General features: G+C 69.6%; 16 protein-coding genes. 6 read left to right on the top strand and 10 right to left on the bottom strand.

Annotated features, from left to right (window positions below; translation table 11 throughout):
- Window positions 1-94: 94 nt before the first annotated feature.
- Window positions 95-739 carry a carbon monoxide dehydrogenase subunit G gene (locus ACIBG8_RS32570; protein ID WP_397346879.1) on the bottom strand — a complete coding sequence of 215 codons (645 nt, stop codon included), beginning with the start codon at window positions 737-739 and terminating at the stop codon, window positions 95-97.
- A 104-nt stretch (window positions 740-843) separates the two neighbouring features.
- Between ACIBG8_RS32570 and ACIBG8_RS32565 the strand changes: the two genes are divergently transcribed.
- From ACIBG8_RS32565 to ACIBG8_RS32550, 4 genes are all read left to right on the top strand, one after another.
- Window positions 844-1,689, top strand: a complete 846-nt coding sequence (locus ACIBG8_RS32565; protein ID WP_397346878.1) for a polysaccharide deacetylase family protein — start codon at window positions 844-846, stop codon at window positions 1,687-1,689.
- A 227-nt stretch (window positions 1,690-1,916) separates the two neighbouring features.
- Window positions 1,917-3,254, top strand: a complete 1,338-nt coding sequence (locus tag ACIBG8_RS32560) for a cytochrome ubiquinol oxidase subunit I (protein WP_397346876.1) — start codon at window positions 1,917-1,919, stop codon at window positions 3,252-3,254.
- Between the two features lie 12 nt (window positions 3,255-3,266).
- Window positions 3,267-4,133, top strand: a complete 867-nt coding sequence (gene cydB / locus ACIBG8_RS32555) for a cytochrome d ubiquinol oxidase subunit II (protein ID WP_397346875.1) — start codon at window positions 3,267-3,269, stop codon at window positions 4,131-4,133.
- Window positions 4,134-4,140: 7 nt separating this feature from the next.
- Entirely contained in the window at window positions 4,141-5,313 is a 1,173-nt protein-coding gene (locus ACIBG8_RS32550) for an MFS transporter (protein WP_397346874.1), read from the top strand.
- Here ACIBG8_RS32550 and ACIBG8_RS32545 read toward each other — a convergent pair.
- Window positions 5,303-5,683 (bottom strand): hypothetical protein, encoded by a 381-nt coding sequence (locus tag ACIBG8_RS32545; protein ID WP_397346873.1) that lies wholly within the window; start codon window positions 5,681-5,683, stop codon window positions 5,303-5,305. The genes ACIBG8_RS32550 and ACIBG8_RS32545 overlap by 11 nt on opposite strands.
- A gap of 31 nt (window positions 5,684-5,714) precedes the next feature.
- A complete protein-coding gene (locus ACIBG8_RS32540) occupies window positions 5,715-6,677 on the bottom strand; it encodes a leucine-rich repeat domain-containing protein (protein WP_397346871.1) in 963 nt (320 codons plus the stop codon).
- Window positions 6,678-6,734: 57 nt separating this feature from the next.
- Between ACIBG8_RS32540 and ACIBG8_RS32535 the strand changes: the two genes are divergently transcribed.
- Both ACIBG8_RS32535 and ACIBG8_RS32530 read left to right on the top strand, forming a co-directional pair.
- Window positions 6,735-8,312, top strand: a complete 1,578-nt coding sequence (locus ACIBG8_RS32535) for a GMC family oxidoreductase (protein ID WP_397346869.1) — start codon at window positions 6,735-6,737, stop codon at window positions 8,310-8,312.
- A complete protein-coding gene (locus tag ACIBG8_RS32530; RefSeq protein WP_397346868.1) occupies window positions 8,312-8,713 on the top strand; it encodes a hypothetical protein in 402 nt (133 codons plus the stop codon). The genes ACIBG8_RS32535 and ACIBG8_RS32530 overlap by 1 nt, the downstream gene beginning before the upstream one ends.
- Before the next feature lie 7 nt (window positions 8,714-8,720).
- On the opposite strand, the gene cutA is transcribed toward ACIBG8_RS32530, so the two are convergent.
- The 7 genes from cutA to ACIBG8_RS32495 form a co-directional block, all read right to left on the bottom strand.
- Window positions 8,721-11,051 carry an aerobic carbon-monoxide dehydrogenase large subunit gene (gene cutA / locus ACIBG8_RS32525; RefSeq protein WP_397346867.1) on the bottom strand — a complete coding sequence of 777 codons (2,331 nt, stop codon included), beginning with the start codon at window positions 11,049-11,051 and terminating at the stop codon, window positions 8,721-8,723.
- The gene (locus tag ACIBG8_RS32520; RefSeq protein ID WP_397346866.1) at window positions 11,051-11,530 is read right to left on the bottom strand and encodes a (2Fe-2S)-binding protein; all 480 of its coding nucleotides are present in this window, start codon (window positions 11,528-11,530) and stop codon (window positions 11,051-11,053) included. The genes cutA and ACIBG8_RS32520 overlap by 1 nt, the downstream gene beginning before the upstream one ends.
- Entirely contained in the window at window positions 11,517-12,407 is an 891-nt protein-coding gene (locus ACIBG8_RS32515) for an FAD binding domain-containing protein (RefSeq protein ID WP_397346865.1), read from the bottom strand. The genes ACIBG8_RS32520 and ACIBG8_RS32515 overlap by 14 nt, the downstream gene beginning before the upstream one ends.
- Window positions 12,404-13,756, bottom strand: a complete 1,353-nt coding sequence (locus tag ACIBG8_RS32510) for a uracil-xanthine permease family protein (RefSeq protein WP_397346864.1) — start codon at window positions 13,754-13,756, stop codon at window positions 12,404-12,406. The genes ACIBG8_RS32515 and ACIBG8_RS32510 overlap by 4 nt, the downstream gene beginning before the upstream one ends.
- A 292-nt stretch (window positions 13,757-14,048) precedes the next feature.
- The gene (locus tag ACIBG8_RS32505; RefSeq protein ID WP_397346863.1) at window positions 14,049-15,323 is read right to left on the bottom strand and encodes a uracil-xanthine permease family protein; all 1,275 of its coding nucleotides are present in this window, start codon (window positions 15,321-15,323) and stop codon (window positions 14,049-14,051) included.
- Between the two features lie 50 nt (window positions 15,324-15,373).
- Entirely contained in the window at window positions 15,374-15,583 is a 210-nt protein-coding gene (locus ACIBG8_RS32500) for an RNA-binding S4 domain-containing protein (RefSeq protein ID WP_397346862.1), read from the bottom strand.
- A gap of 9 nt (window positions 15,584-15,592) precedes the next feature.
- On the bottom strand, window positions 15,593-17,155 hold the full coding sequence (locus ACIBG8_RS32495; RefSeq protein ID WP_397346861.1) for a PucR family transcriptional regulator: 1,563 nt from the start codon (window positions 17,153-17,155) through the stop codon (window positions 15,593-15,595).
- Window positions 17,156-17,228 lie beyond the last annotated feature (73 nt).

Below are 17,228 nucleotides of genomic sequence, written 5' to 3'. Positions count from 1 at the left end.
ATGGAGGGATCCCACAAGAATCGGCGCGCAGAACAGGTGTCCAGGTTATGCGCCGGAAACTGCCCACATGTGCGGGGCCCATGCGGCAGGCGTCTCAGCGGCGCCTGCGCCCCAGAAGCCAGCCCAGCGCAACCCCGGCCAGCGCGGCAACCGCGCCGAGGGCGAACCCCGCCAGCACCGCCTCCCGCTCCGCGACCCCAGCGGTCGACACGGTCGCCGGACGCTCATAGACGACGCCGGCGGGCACGGCCGAGGTCGTGCCAGGCGAAGCGTCACCCACAAGGACCGGCGACCCACCGTCGGAAGCGGTGAGGTGGGTCTCCACGGCGGCGAAGAACTCGCCCGCCGTACGCTTGGCCACCGACGCCAGCATCCGCTGCCCGACCCCGCCGATCATCCCGCCGATGACCGCGTCCGCGTCGTAGTCGACGCGCGTCCCCCCGTCGATCTCGCTCAGCCGTACCTCGACCGTCGCGTCCACCGTCCCAGGAGCCCCCTGACCGCGCGCCCGGAGCACGAACCGCTCCGGCTCCAGCGGCTCGGACAGCGCCACCTCGCCCTGGTAGACCCCCTTGATCGAGGCCACACCCGCGGACACGGTCATGCGATATGTGTCCGCCCCCGTCTCCACCAGGCGCTCGCACCCAGGGATGGTGCGCACGAGCACCGCCGGGTCCTGGAGCGCGGCGTAGACGCGAGCCCTGTCGATGCCGATCACGGCACTGCCTGCCACCTTCACAGCGCCCACTGTAAGGTCACGCGGCCCCGCGCTTAAGGGCAACTCACGCCGATTCGCCCGTGGCGAGATCGGCAACCACGCAGACCCTGGCAAGATGGGTCGGCATGGTCGGGGGAAGAGTGGCGGCGGGGGCCGCGGCGTTGGCACTGCTCACAGCTTGTACGGCAGGCCAGGCGGGACGGGCGGCGAGCCCGGAGAAACCGGAGAGCAGCGGAAAGCCGCAGGCTGAACCCTCGCTGGGCCCCGCGGGCGTCATGCCCCGGGAGGGCGAGGTGGGGCGCATCACCGCGACCGGCAACCTCCCAGCCGTGATCAGCTCGATCCCCACCAAGCGCAACGTGGTCTTCCTCACCATCGACGACGGCTGGGAGCAGGATCCGGGCTTCGTCAGGCAGGTGCGCGACCAGCGGATTCCGATCACGGTGTTCGCCATGCGCGACGCCGTCGAGGCCGCGGGGGCGCCGGACCCGGCGGGCGGGGTCGGCAAGTACGTCGGCGCCGGTAAATGGGGATATTTCCGTGAACTGCGTGATGCGGGCGCGCCCGTAGAGAACCACACGCTCACCCACCCCGACCTGCGCCGCCTCGGTTTCGACGGGCAGAAGCGGGAGATCTGCGGCTCGTCCAAGGTGATCGCGAAGGAGATCGGGGCGCGGCCCACGTTGTTCCGCCCGCCGTTCGGCAGTTACAACACCGACACCCTCAGGGCCGCCAAGGCGTGCGGGATCGACCGGGTGCTGCTGTGGACGGCCACCGTGCAGCCGGGCGGCAAGATCGCCTATCAGGTGGCGGACAAGCAGCTGCGTCCCGGCGACATCCTGCTCATGCACTTCCGGCCCAACCTGGCGGCCGACTTCAGGCGCCTGGTCAAGAAGATCAAGCGCAGGGGCTTCGAGCTGGGCAATCTCCAGGCCTACCTGGACGCGGCCACCGGCGCACGCACCCCGTAGAAGCGCCGCGGTTGAGGCCGCGCGCCCATAACTACCCTCCACGGGTTACAGCGGACTCCGCCTGACGGGTGACGCCTGCGAGGGGCATCTCGCGAGATCGTCGGAGATGTCAAAACACCTTCCAAACCGAGTGTGAGGAAGATCGCATAGCGTTGCTCTACAGCGTGTAGTACTACTTTCAGTAGATGCTCTACACGCTGTAGAGCTCGGGGTCCGTGAGGTGGGAAATGGACGCGCTAGACCTGGCTCGGTGGCAGTTCGGGGTGACCACCGTCTACCACTTTCTGTTCGTGCCGCTGACGATCGGCCTCGGCGTCTTCGTCGCGGCCCTGCAGACCGCCTGGCACCGTACGGGCAACGAGCAATACCTGCGGCTGACCAAATTCTTCGGGAAGTTGTTCCTGATCAACTTCGCCATGGGCGTGGTGACGGGCATCGTGCAGGAGTTCCAGTTCGGAATGAACTGGAGTGAGTATTCGACCTTCGTCGGCGACGTCTTCGGCGCCCCGCTGGCGATGGAGGCGCTGCTCGCCTTCTTCATGGAGTCGACGTTCCTCGGCCTGTGGATCTTCGGGTGGGACAAGCTGCCCAAACGACTCCACCTGGCCTCGATCTGGGCGGCCGTCATCGGCTCCAACCTGTCGGCCTACTTCATCCTGGCCGCCAACGCCTGGATGAAGCACCCCGTGGGATACGAGGTCGTGGACGGCAAGGCGCGCATGACGGACCTCTGGGCGGTGCTGACCAACTCGACCGCGCTGGCCCAGGTGCCGCACGTGGTCGCCTCGGCGTTCATCGTGGCGGGCGGGTTCGTGCTCGCGGTCAGCGCCTATCACCTGCTGAGGAAGAACGGCGACATGTGGCGCAAGGCGCTGCGCGGCGCGCTGCTCATGACGGCGATCGCGGGGGCCGTGGTCGCGGGCACCGGCGACCAGTCGGCCAGGCTGCTGTACGAACAGCAGCCGATGAAGCTCGCCGCGGCCGAAGGGCTCCAGCACGACACGGCGGGCGCGCCGTTCTCGCTGGTGCCCGGGGTGGAGATCCCGAGCCTGCTGAGCCTGCTCGCCGCGCACGACCCGGGGGCCACCGTACAAGGTACGGAAGACCTGCAGGCCAGGTTCGAGAAGCAGTTCGGCCCGGCCGACTACCGGCCGGACGCCACGATCGTGTTCTGGTCGTTCCGGGTGATGCTGGTCTTCGGCCTGTCCACGTTCGGGCTGGCGCTTCTCGGACTGTGGCTGACCCGCCGCCGCAGGCCGGTCCCCGCCTGGTTCGCCAGGATCCTCCTGCTCGCGCTGCCGCTGCCGTTCATCGCGGTCATCTCGGGCTGGCTGCTGAGCGAGATCGGCCGCCAGCCGTGGACCGTCGCCGGCGAGCTGCTCACCGCCGCCAGCGTCTCGCCGGGGGTGTCGCTGGGCGAGGTGGCCATCTCGCTGACGATCTTCACCCTGCTGTACGGCGGGCTGGCACTGGCCGAGGCGGTCCTGCTGGTCAAGCACGTGCGCAAGGGCGCCGATGCCCAGGAAACCCCCGCCGAGCAGCGCGAACCAGCGCTGATGTACTAGGGACTGACCATCATGATCGATCTGTGGTTCGCCGTCATCGCCTTCCTGTGGACCGGCTACTTCGTCCTGGAGGGTTTCGACTTCGGTGTCGGGCTGCTCGCGCCGTTCATCAGCAAGAACGAGCGCGAGCACCAGCAGGCGCTGCAGACCATCGGCCCGGTGTGGGACGGCAACGAGGTCTGGCTGATCACCGCGGTCGGCGCCATGTTCGCCGCCTTCCCCGCCTGGTACGCGGGCATGTTCAGCACCTTCTACCTGCCCGTCGTGCTGGTTCTCGTGGGCCTGATCGTGCGCGGCGTCGGCCTGGAGTGGCGCTCGAAGCTCGCCTCGCCGCGCCTGGCCGACCTGGGCATCGTGGTCGGCAGCGCACTGCCCGCGTTCCTGTGGGGGGCGATCTTCGCCGACGTCCTGCGGCTCAACCCGATCCTGGGTGGGCTGTTCTCGCTGGCCGTCAGCGTGCTGCACGGCGCGGTGTTCCTGACCTTGAAGACCACGGGCGACGTACGGCGGCGCGCCAGGGTCGCGGCGCTGGGCGCCTCGGCCGTGGTGGTCCCGCTCGGCGCCGTGGCCCTGTCCTCGATCGGCTCGGCGCCCGCACTGGTGGCGATGGCCGCGCTGGCGGCGGCCGTGGCGCTGGTATGGCGTCGGCGCGAGGGCTGGGCGTTCGCCGCCACGGCCGGGGCGATCGTGCTGACGTCGGTGTCGGTCTTCTGGACCCTGCGCACCACCCCCCTGCCCGGCCTCACCCTCGCCGAGGCGGCCTCGGGCCCTTACACCCTGAACGTCCTGACCTGGATCGGACTGGCGGTGCTGCCGTTCGTCATGGTGTACCAGGGCTGGACGTACTGGGTCTTCAGAAAGCGCATCGCCGTGGCATGATCTCCCGATGATCATCCGGCGTCCGTTACTGGTGTTCCTCACCGCGTCCATGGCCGGCGCGCTGGCGTGGGAGTTGTACAAGCCGAACCGGCTCGGCCGCGAGAGCGGGCTCCCGATGGGGAGCGGCAATCTGGCCTGGGACGTCGGGTGGTGGCTGGCTCCCCTGTCCGCGCTGGCCATCGGCGTGCTCGCCGATCGCATACGGCGGCGTACGTTACTCGTGGCGGGGAACCTGGTGGGGGCGGGGCTGCTCGGGCTGCTGGCGGTGTCGTGGTGGCAGGACCTGATCACGTTGCCGCAGGTGTTCGCGGTGACCCTGGCGATCAGCCTGCTGGCCGACGTGTCGTGCGTGGGTGAGGAAGCCTTGCTGCCGACGCTGGTGTCGCGACGGCGGCTGGTGCTCGCCAACACCCTGCTGTACGTCTCCGTGGCGGTGGTCGGGGTGGCCGAGGAGCTCCTGGACGGTCTCCCGATCCCGTTCCTCCTGCTGGCGGGGGCCCTCGCGTACGTGATCGCGGCGCGTGGGTTCGCCAGGAGTGAGGAGGAGCCTCCGGCCCCGGCCCTCGGTGTGGGTCGCTCTCTGGTCGACGGGTTCCGCTTCGCCGCCCGCCATCGCGTGGTCCGCGCGCTCACCCTGTCGCTGATGGCGACGACGTTCTTCGGCTCCTTCGTCAACTCGGTGGAGGCCGCCTCCGCCATAGGCTCTTTCGCGCCCTACGAGACGGTGAAGGCCCTCTGGCTCGGCCAGCTCGGCGGGGTGATCGGTGTCCTCCTCGTCGTGCCCCTCGCCACTCGCTATGGCGCCTTCACCACGGCATGGGTCTCACTGCTGGTGACGCTTCCGCTGGGCATGCTTCTCCCGCTCGTGCTGCTGACCGTTTCCTCAGCGGGGCTCGTCACCCAGTTCATGGTCGCGTTCGCGCAGTCGGCTGGGCTGGCCATCTCCTCGATCGCCCTGCTCAGCCTGCGTCAAGAGGTCACCCCCAGCCACCTGCTCGGCCGGGCGGCGGCTGTCGTGTACGCCGCCACGAGCCTCGCGGCCATCGCCTCCGACGCCCTCTGTGACGCCTTGGGGCCGGAGCAGATGCTCTGGGTCGGCATGTTCGGCCTGCCGCTCGCCGTACTCCCTCTGCTGGCCGTGCGTCGCCACTTCGGGGCCGGAGTCGTCCTCAGCTCTTGACCCGGTGGTCCTTCAGGTGCAGGTCGCCGCCCAGCCGTACCCTCAGCTTGTCCAGCACCTTCCTGCTGGACAGCACCGTCCACAGGTTCCCGACCAGGTGCGGGTTGTACTCCGGCGCCGTGTCCATCCAAGCGTCCTTCCCCGCCTGAGTGGTGAACGTGCTGACGAAGAACTCGCCGTCCCCCGTCTTGCAGTGCCCCGTCCTGATGTCGGACGCGTCGACCTGGATGTGCGGGGTGCAGCCGACCTTGGCGGCCAGCTGCTCCACGGTGAGCGGCTTCTGGGGTACGGCCTGGCGCGAAGCGGGGGAGGCGGGGGAACACGCCGCCGCCAGCGCGGCCACTGCCACGAGTGCGGTGATTGTCTTCACCCTCGAGGTACGCAGCCCCGCACAGGACGGTTCAGCGCAGCACGACGCAGCCCCGCGCCTCCAGCTCCCCCTGCCACGGCAGGTCGAGCTTGTTCCACCGCAGGTCCAGCTTCTCCAGGGGCAGGTCGAGCAGCTGCTTCGGGAGGGAGCGCAGCCGGTTGTTGCGCAGGTCGAGGTGGCGCAGCCGTCCCAGCTGCCCGATGGAGGCCGGTAGCGAACTGACCTGGTTGTTGCGCAGGTCGAGGTGGCGCAGCTCGCCCAGGCCGCCGACCGACGACGGCAGCGTGGTCAGCCTGTTGCCCTGGAGATGCAGTTCGCGCAGCCGACCGAGCCCGCCGATCGACGCGGGCAGCGACTCCAGGCGGTTGTTGTACAGGCGCAGCTCCACCAGCCCGGCCATGTTCCCGAGCTCGGAGGGCAGCTCGGTCAGCCGGTTGTCAGTGATGTTGAGATAGGCCAGCCGGTCGAGCGCCCCCAGCGCGGCGGGCACCTCGGTGAAGCGGTTGTCGCTCAGGTAGAGGTAGTCGGTCAGGCCGAGGTCGCCGAGCTCCGGCGGGATGGCGCTGAGCGCGTTGTGGCCGAGGTCGAGCATGCGCAGCGCGGACAGCTTGCCGATCCCGGGCGGGACGGCGGTGAGCGAGTTCTCCGCCAGGTTGAGCGACTCCAGCCCGGTGAGCTGCCAGAGCGTGTCAGGGACCGAGGTGAGGCGGTTGCCGCCGACCGACAGGTGGCGCAGGCTCGCCATCCTGCCGAGCTTGGCGGGCAGGGAGCCGATGGCGTTGCCGTACAGGGAAAGAGTCTCGAGGTACGGCGGGCACTGCGGCAGGGCGGTCAGCTTGTTGCCGTCGAGGTGCAGGGCGCGCAGCGCGGTCAGCGTCTCCAGCTCCACGGGCAGCGAGGTGAGCTGGTTGCCGTCGAGCAGCAGCTCCTCCACCCCGTCGAGCTCGGCCAGCTCCACGGGCAGGGTGGTGAGCTGCTTCCAGGCCAGATCCATGAGGAGAACTATGGCAGAGCCTTGACGGGGAACCGCTTTCCGCGAAAGGTGAATCAAGTGGACTACGACGTCTGCATCGTGGGTGCCGGGCCTTCCGGGGCGGTCGCCGCCAAGCGGCTGGCCGAGTCCGGGTTCCGCGTCGCCGTACTCGAGCAGGGCGACTGGCCCGACTACGGCCAGGCCCGCGCTGCCGAGCCGGACTTCGAGATCAACACCGGCACCGCGTGGGAGTGGAACCCCAACGTCCGCGCCAACCCCGCCGACTACCCGATCAACACCGACGACTCCGACATCGACGTGCTCTGCTACAACGGCGTCGGCGGCGGCACGGTCATCTACGCCGCGCACTGGCAGCGCAACCTGCCCTCTGACTTCCGCGTCCGCACCCTGGACGGCGTGGCCGACGACTGGCCGATGACCTACCACGACCTGCGCCCCTACTACGAGCGGGTGGAGCGCGACTTCGGCGTCTCCGGGCTCGCGGGCGACCCGGCGTTCCCGCCGGGCGAGGGCCCGCCCCTGCCTCCGCTGCCGCTGGGCGCGATGGGCGAGCGGGTGGCGCGGGCGCACAACGAGCTCGGCTGGCACTGGTGGCCCGGGCCGAACGCGATCGCCTCGCGCCCGTACGGCGCGCTCTCGCCGTGCGTGCAAAGAGCGGCCTGCCTGTACGGCTGCGCCGACGGCGCCAAGTCGAGCGTCGACCTGACCCACTGGCCGCTCTGCCAGCGCCTCGGCGTCACCCTCATCACCGGCGCCCGCGCCCGCCGCGTGGTCATGGAGGGAAATGTCGCCCGCGGCGTGGAGTGGGTGGACAGATCAGGCGTGGAGCACCTGCTGGAAGCGTCCGTCGTCATCCTCTGCGCGAACGGCATCGGCACGCCCAGGCTCCTGCTGCTCTCCGAGCTGGCCAACTCCTCTGGGCTGGTCGGCAGGCGGCTCATGCTGCACCCGTTCGGCGTGGTCACCGGCCTGTTCGAGGAGAACCTGCACAGCTCGCACGGCCCGTGGGGCCAGCACCTGCACTCCCTGGAGTTCTACGAGACCGACACCTCGCGCGGCTTCGTGCGCGGCGCCAAGTGGGGGCTGCAGCCCACCGGCGGCCCGGTGAACGCCACCCGCTCCTGGCCGTGGGGCGACAACCCGGTGTGGGGCTCCGGCTTCCACCGCGGGGTGCGCGGCCGGGTGGACCATTCGGCCATGTGGGGCATCATCGCCGAGGACCTGCCCGAGGCCTCCAACCGGGTCGAGCTCGACCAGGACGCCACCGACTCCGACGGCCTGCCCGCCGCGAAGGTGGTCTACCGGGTGAGCGAGAACTCCGACCGGCTCATGGACTTCCACCTGGAGCGGGCGCGCGAGTCGCTGGAGGCGGCGGGCGCGTACGCCACGATGACCGCGCCGCAGATCAGGGGCACGGGCTGGCACCAGCTCGGCACGGCGGTCATGGGCGCCGACCCGGACACCTCCGTGGTCGACCCGTACGGCCGCAGCCATGACGTGCGCAACCTCTACGTGTTCGACGGCAGCGTCTGGCCCACCTCGTCCGGGATGAACCCGACGGCGACCATCGCCGCCCTGTCCCTCTACTTCACCGAGGCGCTCATCGCGCGGCGCCGCTCGCAGGAGGTGCTCTAGTGTTCCGGCTCGATCCAGCCGAGCGCGCCACCCTGTCCGCCCTGGCCGACCTGCTGATCCCCGCCGAGGACGGCATGCCGGCCGCGTCCGCCGCCGGGGTTCCGGAGGGCGGCGTCGACTACGTGCTCGACGTGCGGCCCGACCTGTGCGGGCCGCTGGTTACGCTGCTGGCCGAGGCGGCCGACGAGGATCCGTGCGCGTTCCTGCGCGACCTCGACCCTGAGGCGATGGCCGCGCTGGGCGAGGTGGTCGCCGGCGCCTACTACCTCGACGACCGGGTCAGGGTGTTGATCGGCTATCACGGGCGGCGGGCCGTACCCGTGGACGAGTCAGAGGAGATCGACCCCGACCTGCTCGCGCCCGTGCTCGCCCGCGGGCCGATCTTCAGGGACGCCAAGTGAGGTCGCCCTAGCGAGCCCTGAGGTGGAACAGCTCCGACGGCGAGATCGGCATGCGGTCGATCTCGATGCCCTCGGCGTCCTCGATCGCGCTCGCGATCACCGCGGCGACCGGGATGACCCCCGCCTCCCCCGCGCCCTTGATGCCCAGCGGGTTGAGCGGCGACGGCGTCTCCAGGTGGGCGGTCTCGATGTGCGGGATCTCCGTGGCGTACGGCATGAGGAAGTCCATGAACGAGGCGTTGAGCAGCTGCCCGTCCCCGTCGTAGACCATCCGCTCGTACAACGCCCCGCCGATGCCCTGCGCGACGCCGCCGTGGATCTGCCCCTCGACGATCATCGGGTTGATCAGCTTGCCGCAGTCGTGCACGACCGCGTAACGCAGGACGCGGATCTCCGCGGTCAGCGGGTCGGTCTCCACGATCGCCGCGTGCATCCCCGACGCGAACGTCGAGCGGATCGGCGAGTAGTAGTCGCGCCCCTCCAGACCGGGCTCCTCCCCCTCCGCGACAGGAGCCCGGTCCGGATGTCCAGCCGAGGCCGAGGCGAACTGGGTGGCCTTCGAGGTCTCCTCGTCGAAGGCGTAGCGCAGCGGGTTGGACAGCACGGCGACCGTGGACAGCGGGATGGTCGCCTCGGGCGCCCCCTTGACCCGGACGACGCCGTCGACGATCTCCAGGTCGGCGGGATCCGCCTCCAGCGCCTCACCCGCGATGCGCAGCGCCTTGTCGCGCACCTTCTTGCAGGCCAGGGCGATGGCGTTGCCGCTCATCACGGCGGCGCGCGAGGCGAACGTGCCCACGGCGTACCCGAAGCGGCGGGTGTCGCCGGTGACGACGCTGATGCGCTCGATCGGGACGCCCAGCTCGGTCGCGGCGATCTGCGCGAACACCGTCTCGTGCCCCTGGCCCTGGGAGGTCAGTCCCGTGGACACGTGCACGCGGCCGTCCGAGGTCACCTGCACGTGTCCGCCCTCGTACGGTCCCACCCCGGTCCCCTCGACGTAGCAGCCGATCCCGATGCCGAGGCCCGGCCGCTGCTCGAAGGTGTCCCAGCCGATCAGCTCCTTGATCATGCGGAGCATCTCGGGGTAGTCGCCGCTGTCGTAGATCAGCGGCCGCCCGTCCTGGAAGATCAGACCCTGGTCGTAGGGGAACTCGTCGTTCTGGATGAAGTTGTTCGCGCGGACCGCGGTCCTGTCCAGGTCGAGGTAATGGGCGATCTTGTCCATGGTGCGTTCCATGCAGAAGACGCCCTGCGGGCGACCCGCCCCTCTGTACGGCGTGACCTGCACGGTGTTGGTGTAGATCGAGCTGAACTCCACCCGGTAGGCACCGATCTTGTACGGCCCGAGCAGCTGCGTCGAGGTGATGATCGGGACGATGATCCCGTACGGCGTGTAGGCGCCGTGGTCGTGCAGGATCGTCACCTCCAGGCCCTCGATGCGCCCTTCGTCGTCGAACCCGACCCGCACGTACTGCACCTGGCCGCGCTCGTGCGCGCTGGAGATGAAGTGCTCGCGCCGGTCCTCGGCCCACTTGACCTCGCGGCCCAGCGTCATCGCCGCCCACGGCACCAGCAGCTCCTCTGGCCACGGGTGCACGATCTTCACGCCGAACCCGCCGCCGACGTCGGGAGCGATCACTTCCACATGCGGAAGCGGCAGGTTCAGTTTCGCGGCGATCGCCATTCTGACGCTGGTGGAGGTCTGGGTACTCGAGTAGACCCGCAGGTCCTGGCCGTCCCAGCGGGCGTAGACGCCGCGCCCCTCCAGCGGGGTGCAGGCGCTGCGTTCGATGTCGAGCCGGAAGGCCAGCGTGTGCGCGGCGGTCTCGATCGCCTCCCTGGCGTTGCCGACCTCCTGGACCAGGTGCGCGCCGACGTTGCCCGGCACGTCCTCGTGCACGAGCGCCGCGCCCTGGGCGGCGTCCTCCAGGCCGACGACCGGCTTGAGCGGCTCGTAGTCGACCTCGATGAGCGCGCAGGCGTCCTCGGCGAGGTAGCGGTCGGCGGCGACGACCATGACGACGGGCTCGCCGACGTGCCTGACGACGTCCCTGGCCAGGGGGTACGCCGTGCGGGCGTGGGTGAGTGCGGGGTGCGGGATGAGCAGCGGCAGGGGTTGCGCGAGCCGTTCCGGGAGGTCCTCCCAGGTGTAGACGGCGATGAGGCCCTCGACGTCGAGGGCCTGGCTCACGTCGATGTCGCGGATGCGGGCGTGCGCGTGCGGCGACCGCACGAAGGCGACGCCCACCGCCTGCTGTCCCAGGTCGTCCACGAAACGGCCCTGGCCGGTGAGCAGCCTGGGGTCCTCGACGCGTTGCACCCGCTCCCCGAACATCAGGCCTCCTCCGCCATGAGCTCGGCCGCGCGGTGGACCGACTTGACGATGTTCTGGTAGCCGGTGCAGCGGCACAGGTTGCCCGAGATGCCCTCGACGACCTCCTCGTCGCTCGGCGCCGGGTTGTCGCGCAGCAGGGCGGTGACCGTACACAGGAAGCCCGGGGTGCAGAAGCCGCACTGCAGGCCGTGGCACTCGGCGAACGCCCGCTGCACGGGCGACATCCCGTCCGGCCCCGCCAGCCCCTCGACCGTGGTGATCTCCGCGCCGTCCACGCTCACCGCGAACGTCAGGCACGACCGCACCGGCTCGCCGTCCAGCAACACCGTGCAGCACCCGCACACACCGTGCTCGCACCCGACGTGCGTGCCGGTCAGGCCGAGGTCGTGGCGCAGGCAGTCGGACAGCAGGCGGCGCGCGGGGACGCTCACCTGCCTGGCCGAGCCGTTCACGACCAGCGTGATCTCATGCCGCTGCACGGGCCGCCTCCCTCAGCGCCTGTTCCGCCAGCACGCCCACCAGGTGTCTCCTGTACTCGGCCGTCGCGTGGATGTCCGCCTCCGGTTCTGTGCTCTCCTGTACGGCACGCGCCACCGAACGCCAGTCGACCGTCGAGACGGGGCGTCTGGCGCACTGCTCGGTGACGTCGGCCACCATGGGGACGGGGCCGACGCCGATGCAGGCGGTCCTGGCGCGCTCGACCCGCAGGTCCTCGTCGAGGGTGACGACGGCGCACACCCCGGCGAGCGCGTAGTCGCCGTGGCGCCTGGCCAGCTCGCGGAAGGCGCTGCCGGTCCTCGGGGGAAGGTTCGGGAAATATGCGGACACGGCCAGCTCACCGGACTGCAGCGCCGATTCCAACGGCCCTACGAAGAACTCGGCGGCAGGGACGTCCCGATACCCGGCGGTGATGGCGTCGCTTGGTTTTCGCGGGGTGAATCCGCTGGATTCATACCGCGCCAGCCGTACGGACCCTTCGAGGACCGCCAGCACGGCGGGCAGCTCCGCCGCCGGGTCGGCGTGCACGAGCGAGCCCACCACGGTGCCGCGGTTGCGGATCACCGGGTGGGCCACGTGCCGCAGCGCCTGGTCGAGCAGCGGATGCCCGCCCAACGCCGCCGAATGCCTGGTCAAAGCGCCGATGGTCACCCCGTCGAGCCCCTGGTCCACATATGCCAGCGCGTGCAGCCGGTTGATGTCGATCAGGTGCTCGGGGGCGGCCAGGCGCATGTTCATGAGCGGGATGAGGCTCTGCCCGCCGGCGAGCACCTTGCCGTGCGCGCCCGTCCCCGCGAGGACCTCCAGGGCCTCGCCGAGCTCGCGCGGCGCGTGGTACTCGAACGGCGGTGGCTTCACCCGATCGGCTCCTTGACCTCAGTGCTGCGCGTCCCGGCTATCCATCTCAGCAGGTGGTAGCCGCCCACGACCACGATCGTGCCGAACGCGATGCCCTCCAGCCGGAAGTCGCCGCTGATGAGGTGCTTCACCGGGCCGATCGCCAGGATGATGCCCGCGCCGATGGGAACCATGTTCACCGGATCGGCGAAGTCCACCCGGTTCTCGATCCAGATCTTCGCGCCGAGCAGGCCGATCATCCCGTAGAGGATGACGGTGACGCCACCGAGCACGCCGCTCGGCGTGGCGGCGACCAGCGCGCCGAACTTCGGGCACAGCCCGAACAGGATCGCGATGATGCCCGCGATGTAGTAGGCGGCCGTGGAGTAGACCTTGGTGGCCGCCATGACGCCGATGTTCTCCGCGTACGTGGTGGTCGGCGAGCCGCCCACCGCGCTGGTGACCACGGTCGCGACGCCGTCCGCCGCGATCGCCCGGCCCACGTACGGGTCTACGTCGGTCTGCGTCATCTCGCCGACGGCCTTGACGTGGCCGATGTTCTCCGCGATCAGCGCGATCGCCGCGGGCAGCACCAGCAGCACCGCGGAGGTCTTGAAGTCGGGGAGGTGGAAGTTGGGCAGCCCGATCCAGTCGGCCTTCTCGACCGCGGTGAAGTCGACGCGGAAGTGCGCGGGGATCTTCAGCGTGCCGTCGCTGTAGGCGGGGACCATGCCGATGGCCTTGTCCCAGCCCCACGACAGCACGAAGCCCGCGACGAGCCCGAGCAGGATGCCGATGCGGCCGACGAACCCCCTGAACGCGACCACCATCACGAACGTGATGAGCATCGTGATGAGCGCCATCCACTGGTCCTGCGGCCAGTAGAAGTCGGCCACCACGTAGGCCAGGCCGAACCCGATGAGCATGACCACCGCGCCGGTCACGACCGGCGGGAAGATCCGGTTGATGATCTGTACGCCGAGGAAGTGGATGGCGACGCCGACCAGCGCCAGCACCAGGCCCACCACCAGGATGGCGCCGGTGACGATCGCGTCCGTGCCGGCGTTGTCGATCCCGGCCCTGATCGCCAGCACGCCGCCGACGAACGAGGCGCTGGTGCCCAGGTAGCTGGGCACCTTGCCCTTGACGATCAGCAGGAACAGGATCGTCGCCACGCCGGACATCATGATGGCGACGTTCGGGTCCAGCCCCATCACCAGGGGGAAGACGAACGTGGCGCCGAACATCGCGATCACGTGCTGGGCGCCGAAGCCCACCATGCGCGGCCAGGTCAGCCGTTCGTCGGGTCTGACGACCTCTCCGGGAGCCAGATGTTTGCCGTCGCCGTGTTTGGTCCAACCCAAAACCATGAGAGCCCCTTAGGTCGCTCCGGCCCCCGACTCGCACTGTTGCGGGCACATTAGGCCCGTCTGGGCGAGCCCACACCGGCATGATCTGCCAAAAAGAGCCCTCACACCAGTGAGGCCGTAAACCCCGACCAAAATGACCCCTCACCTCAAGAGCGCCCAGAACCCCCTGTGAGGAGACCCTCCCCTCTTCTCATGAGGGAAGGACCTTTATGGAGAGCCTCCACGAGGACGACCTCCACACGAGGGTGACCTCCACGTGAGGGTGACCTCCTCGTGAGGGGAGGTCTTTCTGTCAGGCGCTCTCCGTGGTTGGGGTGATCGCGCGGAGCAGGTGGTAGCCGCCCAGCAACACGATGGTCCCGAGGGCGATCCCGCTGAGCGCGAAGGTGTCCGTGACCGGAAAGGCGACCGGCCCCACGGCGCAGATGATGCCCGCGCCGACCGGCACCATGGTGGCCGGTGCCGACAGGTCGACCCGGTTCTCGATCCAGATCTTCGCCCCGAGCAACCCGATCATCCCGTAAAGGATCGTGGTGACACCGCCCAGCACCCCACCCGGAGTGGCGGCGATGAGCGCGCCGAACTTCGGGCACAACCCGAACAGGATCGCGATCACCGCAGCCACGTAGTAGGCGGCCGTGGAATAGACGCGCGTGGCCGCCATGACGCCGATGTTCTCCGCGTACGTGGTGGTGGCAGGACCGCCGACAGCGGTGGAGACCACGGTGCCGACCCCGTCGGCCAGGACGGCGCGCCCCATGTACCCGTCGACGTCCGCACCCGTCATCTCCCCGACCGCCTTGACGTGACCGACGTTCTCCGCGATCAGCGCGATCACCACGGGAAGCACCAGGATGATCGCCGACACCTCGAAGACCGGCCCGTGGAGCTCCGGCAACCCCACCCAGGCCGCCTCCCCGACTTTGCCCAGATCTATCCGTACAGGCCCGCCGAAAAGATCCAGCACCCACGACAAAAGAAACCCGAAGACCAGCGTGAGCAACACCCCGATCCGCCCCAGGAACCCGCGGAACACCCCGATGAAGAAGAACCCGGCCAGCATCGTCAGCAACGCCACCCACGGGTCCTTCGGCCAGTAGACGTCCGCCGCGACGTAAGCCATCCCGAACCCGATGAGCATCACCACCCCGCCGGTCACAGCGGGCGGGAAGATCCGGTGGATGATCTGGATCCCCAGCAGGTGGATGGCCAGCCCGACCAGCGCCAGCACCACCCCGACCGCCAGCAGGGAACCGGTGACCGTACCGTCTCCCCCACCGGCCGCCCTGATCGCCGCCACCGCGCCCACGAACGACGCGCTCGACCCCACGTAGCTCGGGATCCTGCCCTGCACGATGAGCAGGAACAGGATCGTCGCGACGCCGGACATCATCACGGCCAGGTTCGCGTTCAACCCCATCACCAGGGGGAAGACGAACGTCGCGCCGAACATCGCGATCACGTGCTGGGCGCCGAAGCCCACCATGCGCGGCCAGCTCAGCCGTTCGTCCGGCCTGACCACCTCACCGGCGCGCAGGTGCTTGCCGTCGCCGTGCAGTTTCCACATCTTCCCATTTCACGACGGGTTTCGCCGTTGGCAGGGAAGCCACGCGGAGGCTATTCGACGTGGACGGTGAACCCGTCCCCCGTCACCACCTGCCCGGCGCGGATCTTGCAGGTCTTGCGCAGCTCGACCTCGCCGTCCACCGACACGAACCCCTCGGCGATCAGGTGTTTGGCCAGCCCGCCCGTCTCGGTGACCCCCACGTACTTCAGCAGGTCACACAGCGGGATGTACTCGGTCTGCAGCTCGAAGGTCACGTCCACGGACCCAGCCTAGATCCCCCGCATGCGGAGTACGTGCAGGGCCAGCGTGAGGTTGAGCCGCAGGTGGGGGTCGTCGGTGAAGTTGCCGAGCAGCCGTTCCAGCTTCCCGATCCGGTATCTCAGGGTGTTGTAGTGGAAGTGCAGCCGCCGCGCGGTCTCGGCCACGTTGAGGTTCGTCTCCAGCAGAACCTGGAGCGTACGCCGGAGGTCGGCGTTCTCCGCGTCGTCGTCGGAGGCGAGGGGTCCGAGCGTCTCCCGCACGAAGGCGTGCAGCTCGTCGGTGTCGTTGACCAGGGAGAGCAGCCGGTAGACGCCGAGCTGGTCGAAGTGCGCGACCGCGCCCGGCCCGTGTAACTGGCGCCCGACCCTGGCCGCCTTCAGCGCCTGGGAGTACGCCTCGGGCAGCGTCTCGGGCCCCGTGCACACCCGCGAGGTGCCCGTGGAGAACGTCGCGGGCAGCGCGTCGGCGAACGCGGAGGCCGCGTCCTTGGCCACCCTGGCGGCGTCGAGGGAGGCGTCGATCACCGCGACCACCTCGTGCGAGAACCCGGCGACCGCGCCGCGCAGGTCGTGGCGGCGCATCGCGTTGGTCCACGAGACGACGAGCCGGTCCTGGGCGCTGCGCTCGTCGCTCTCCGGGTCGAGCTCGGCGACGGCGACCGTCATGCGGCGTTCGAGGTCCCAGCCGAACGCCCTGGCCCTGGTCCTGATCCGTTCCGCCGATCCGGCGCGGCCGGTGAGCACGTCGCGCAGGAAGTCGGCGCGGTATTTGCTCTCGACGGCGTTGACCGCCTCCTGCCTGGTCACCACGAGCGCGGCGACCGTGGCGGCACGTTCCAGAATGCCGATGTCGCTGTCGCGGATGGCGCCGGCCGGGCTGAAGGCGACGATCCTGCCGTGGTGGTGCCCGCCCGCCACCACGGGCACGGAGGCGAACGTCCCAGGACCCTGGTCGCGCATCGCGGCGACGTGCTCGGGCGGCCCGGCCGACGCCAGCACCCGGCCCGTGCCGTCCAGCGCCGCGACGGAGACGTCGAGCAGCCCGGAGACCTCGGCCGCGACCTCGTTCAGCCCGCCACCGGCCAGGACGACCTGCACCAGCGCCCGGTGCGCCTCCTCGGCGCGCACCAGCACGGCCGCCTGCCTGTTGAGGATGTCGGTGAGCACCTGGTTGAGGATGTCGTCGAAGCCGACGTCGTTGGGCAGCAGGATCAGCGGGAAGCCGAGCCGGTCGGCCTGCTCCACCATCTCATCGGGCAGCTCGTCGACGTAGCGGCCGAGCTTGATCGCCAGGGCGGCGAGGCCGCGCTCGTCGAGGTCGGCCACCAGGCGGTCCAGGGACTGCGGGGTGTTGCGCAGGGGGTAGCCGGTGGTGAGCAGCAACTCGTGCGGCTTCACCCACGACAGGATGTCGGGCACCTCCATGACGTTGAGGCGCTGCACGATCCGGCCGAGGCCGCTCTCCCCCGCGATGAGCCTGGCCTCCGCGAGTGTCGACACGCCGAGCACCTCGCCCACGGAGACTCCGTGGATGATCGTTCCGGTGCTGGCCAGGCGAACGGGGGGCTCCATGAGGCGATTGTTACCGATGAAGCCGTCTGTCAGGAAGAGCCAACCTTCTGGCGGACTGTTGGCAAATTTCTCC

The sequence above is a fragment of the Nonomuraea sp. NPDC050556 genome (assembly GCF_044457355.1).
Lineage (GTDB): Bacteria > Actinomycetota > Actinomycetes > Streptosporangiales > Streptosporangiaceae > Nonomuraea.
The sequence above is the reverse complement of the archived record's forward strand: the minus strand, read 5'-3'. Positions and strand labels throughout refer to the sequence as shown.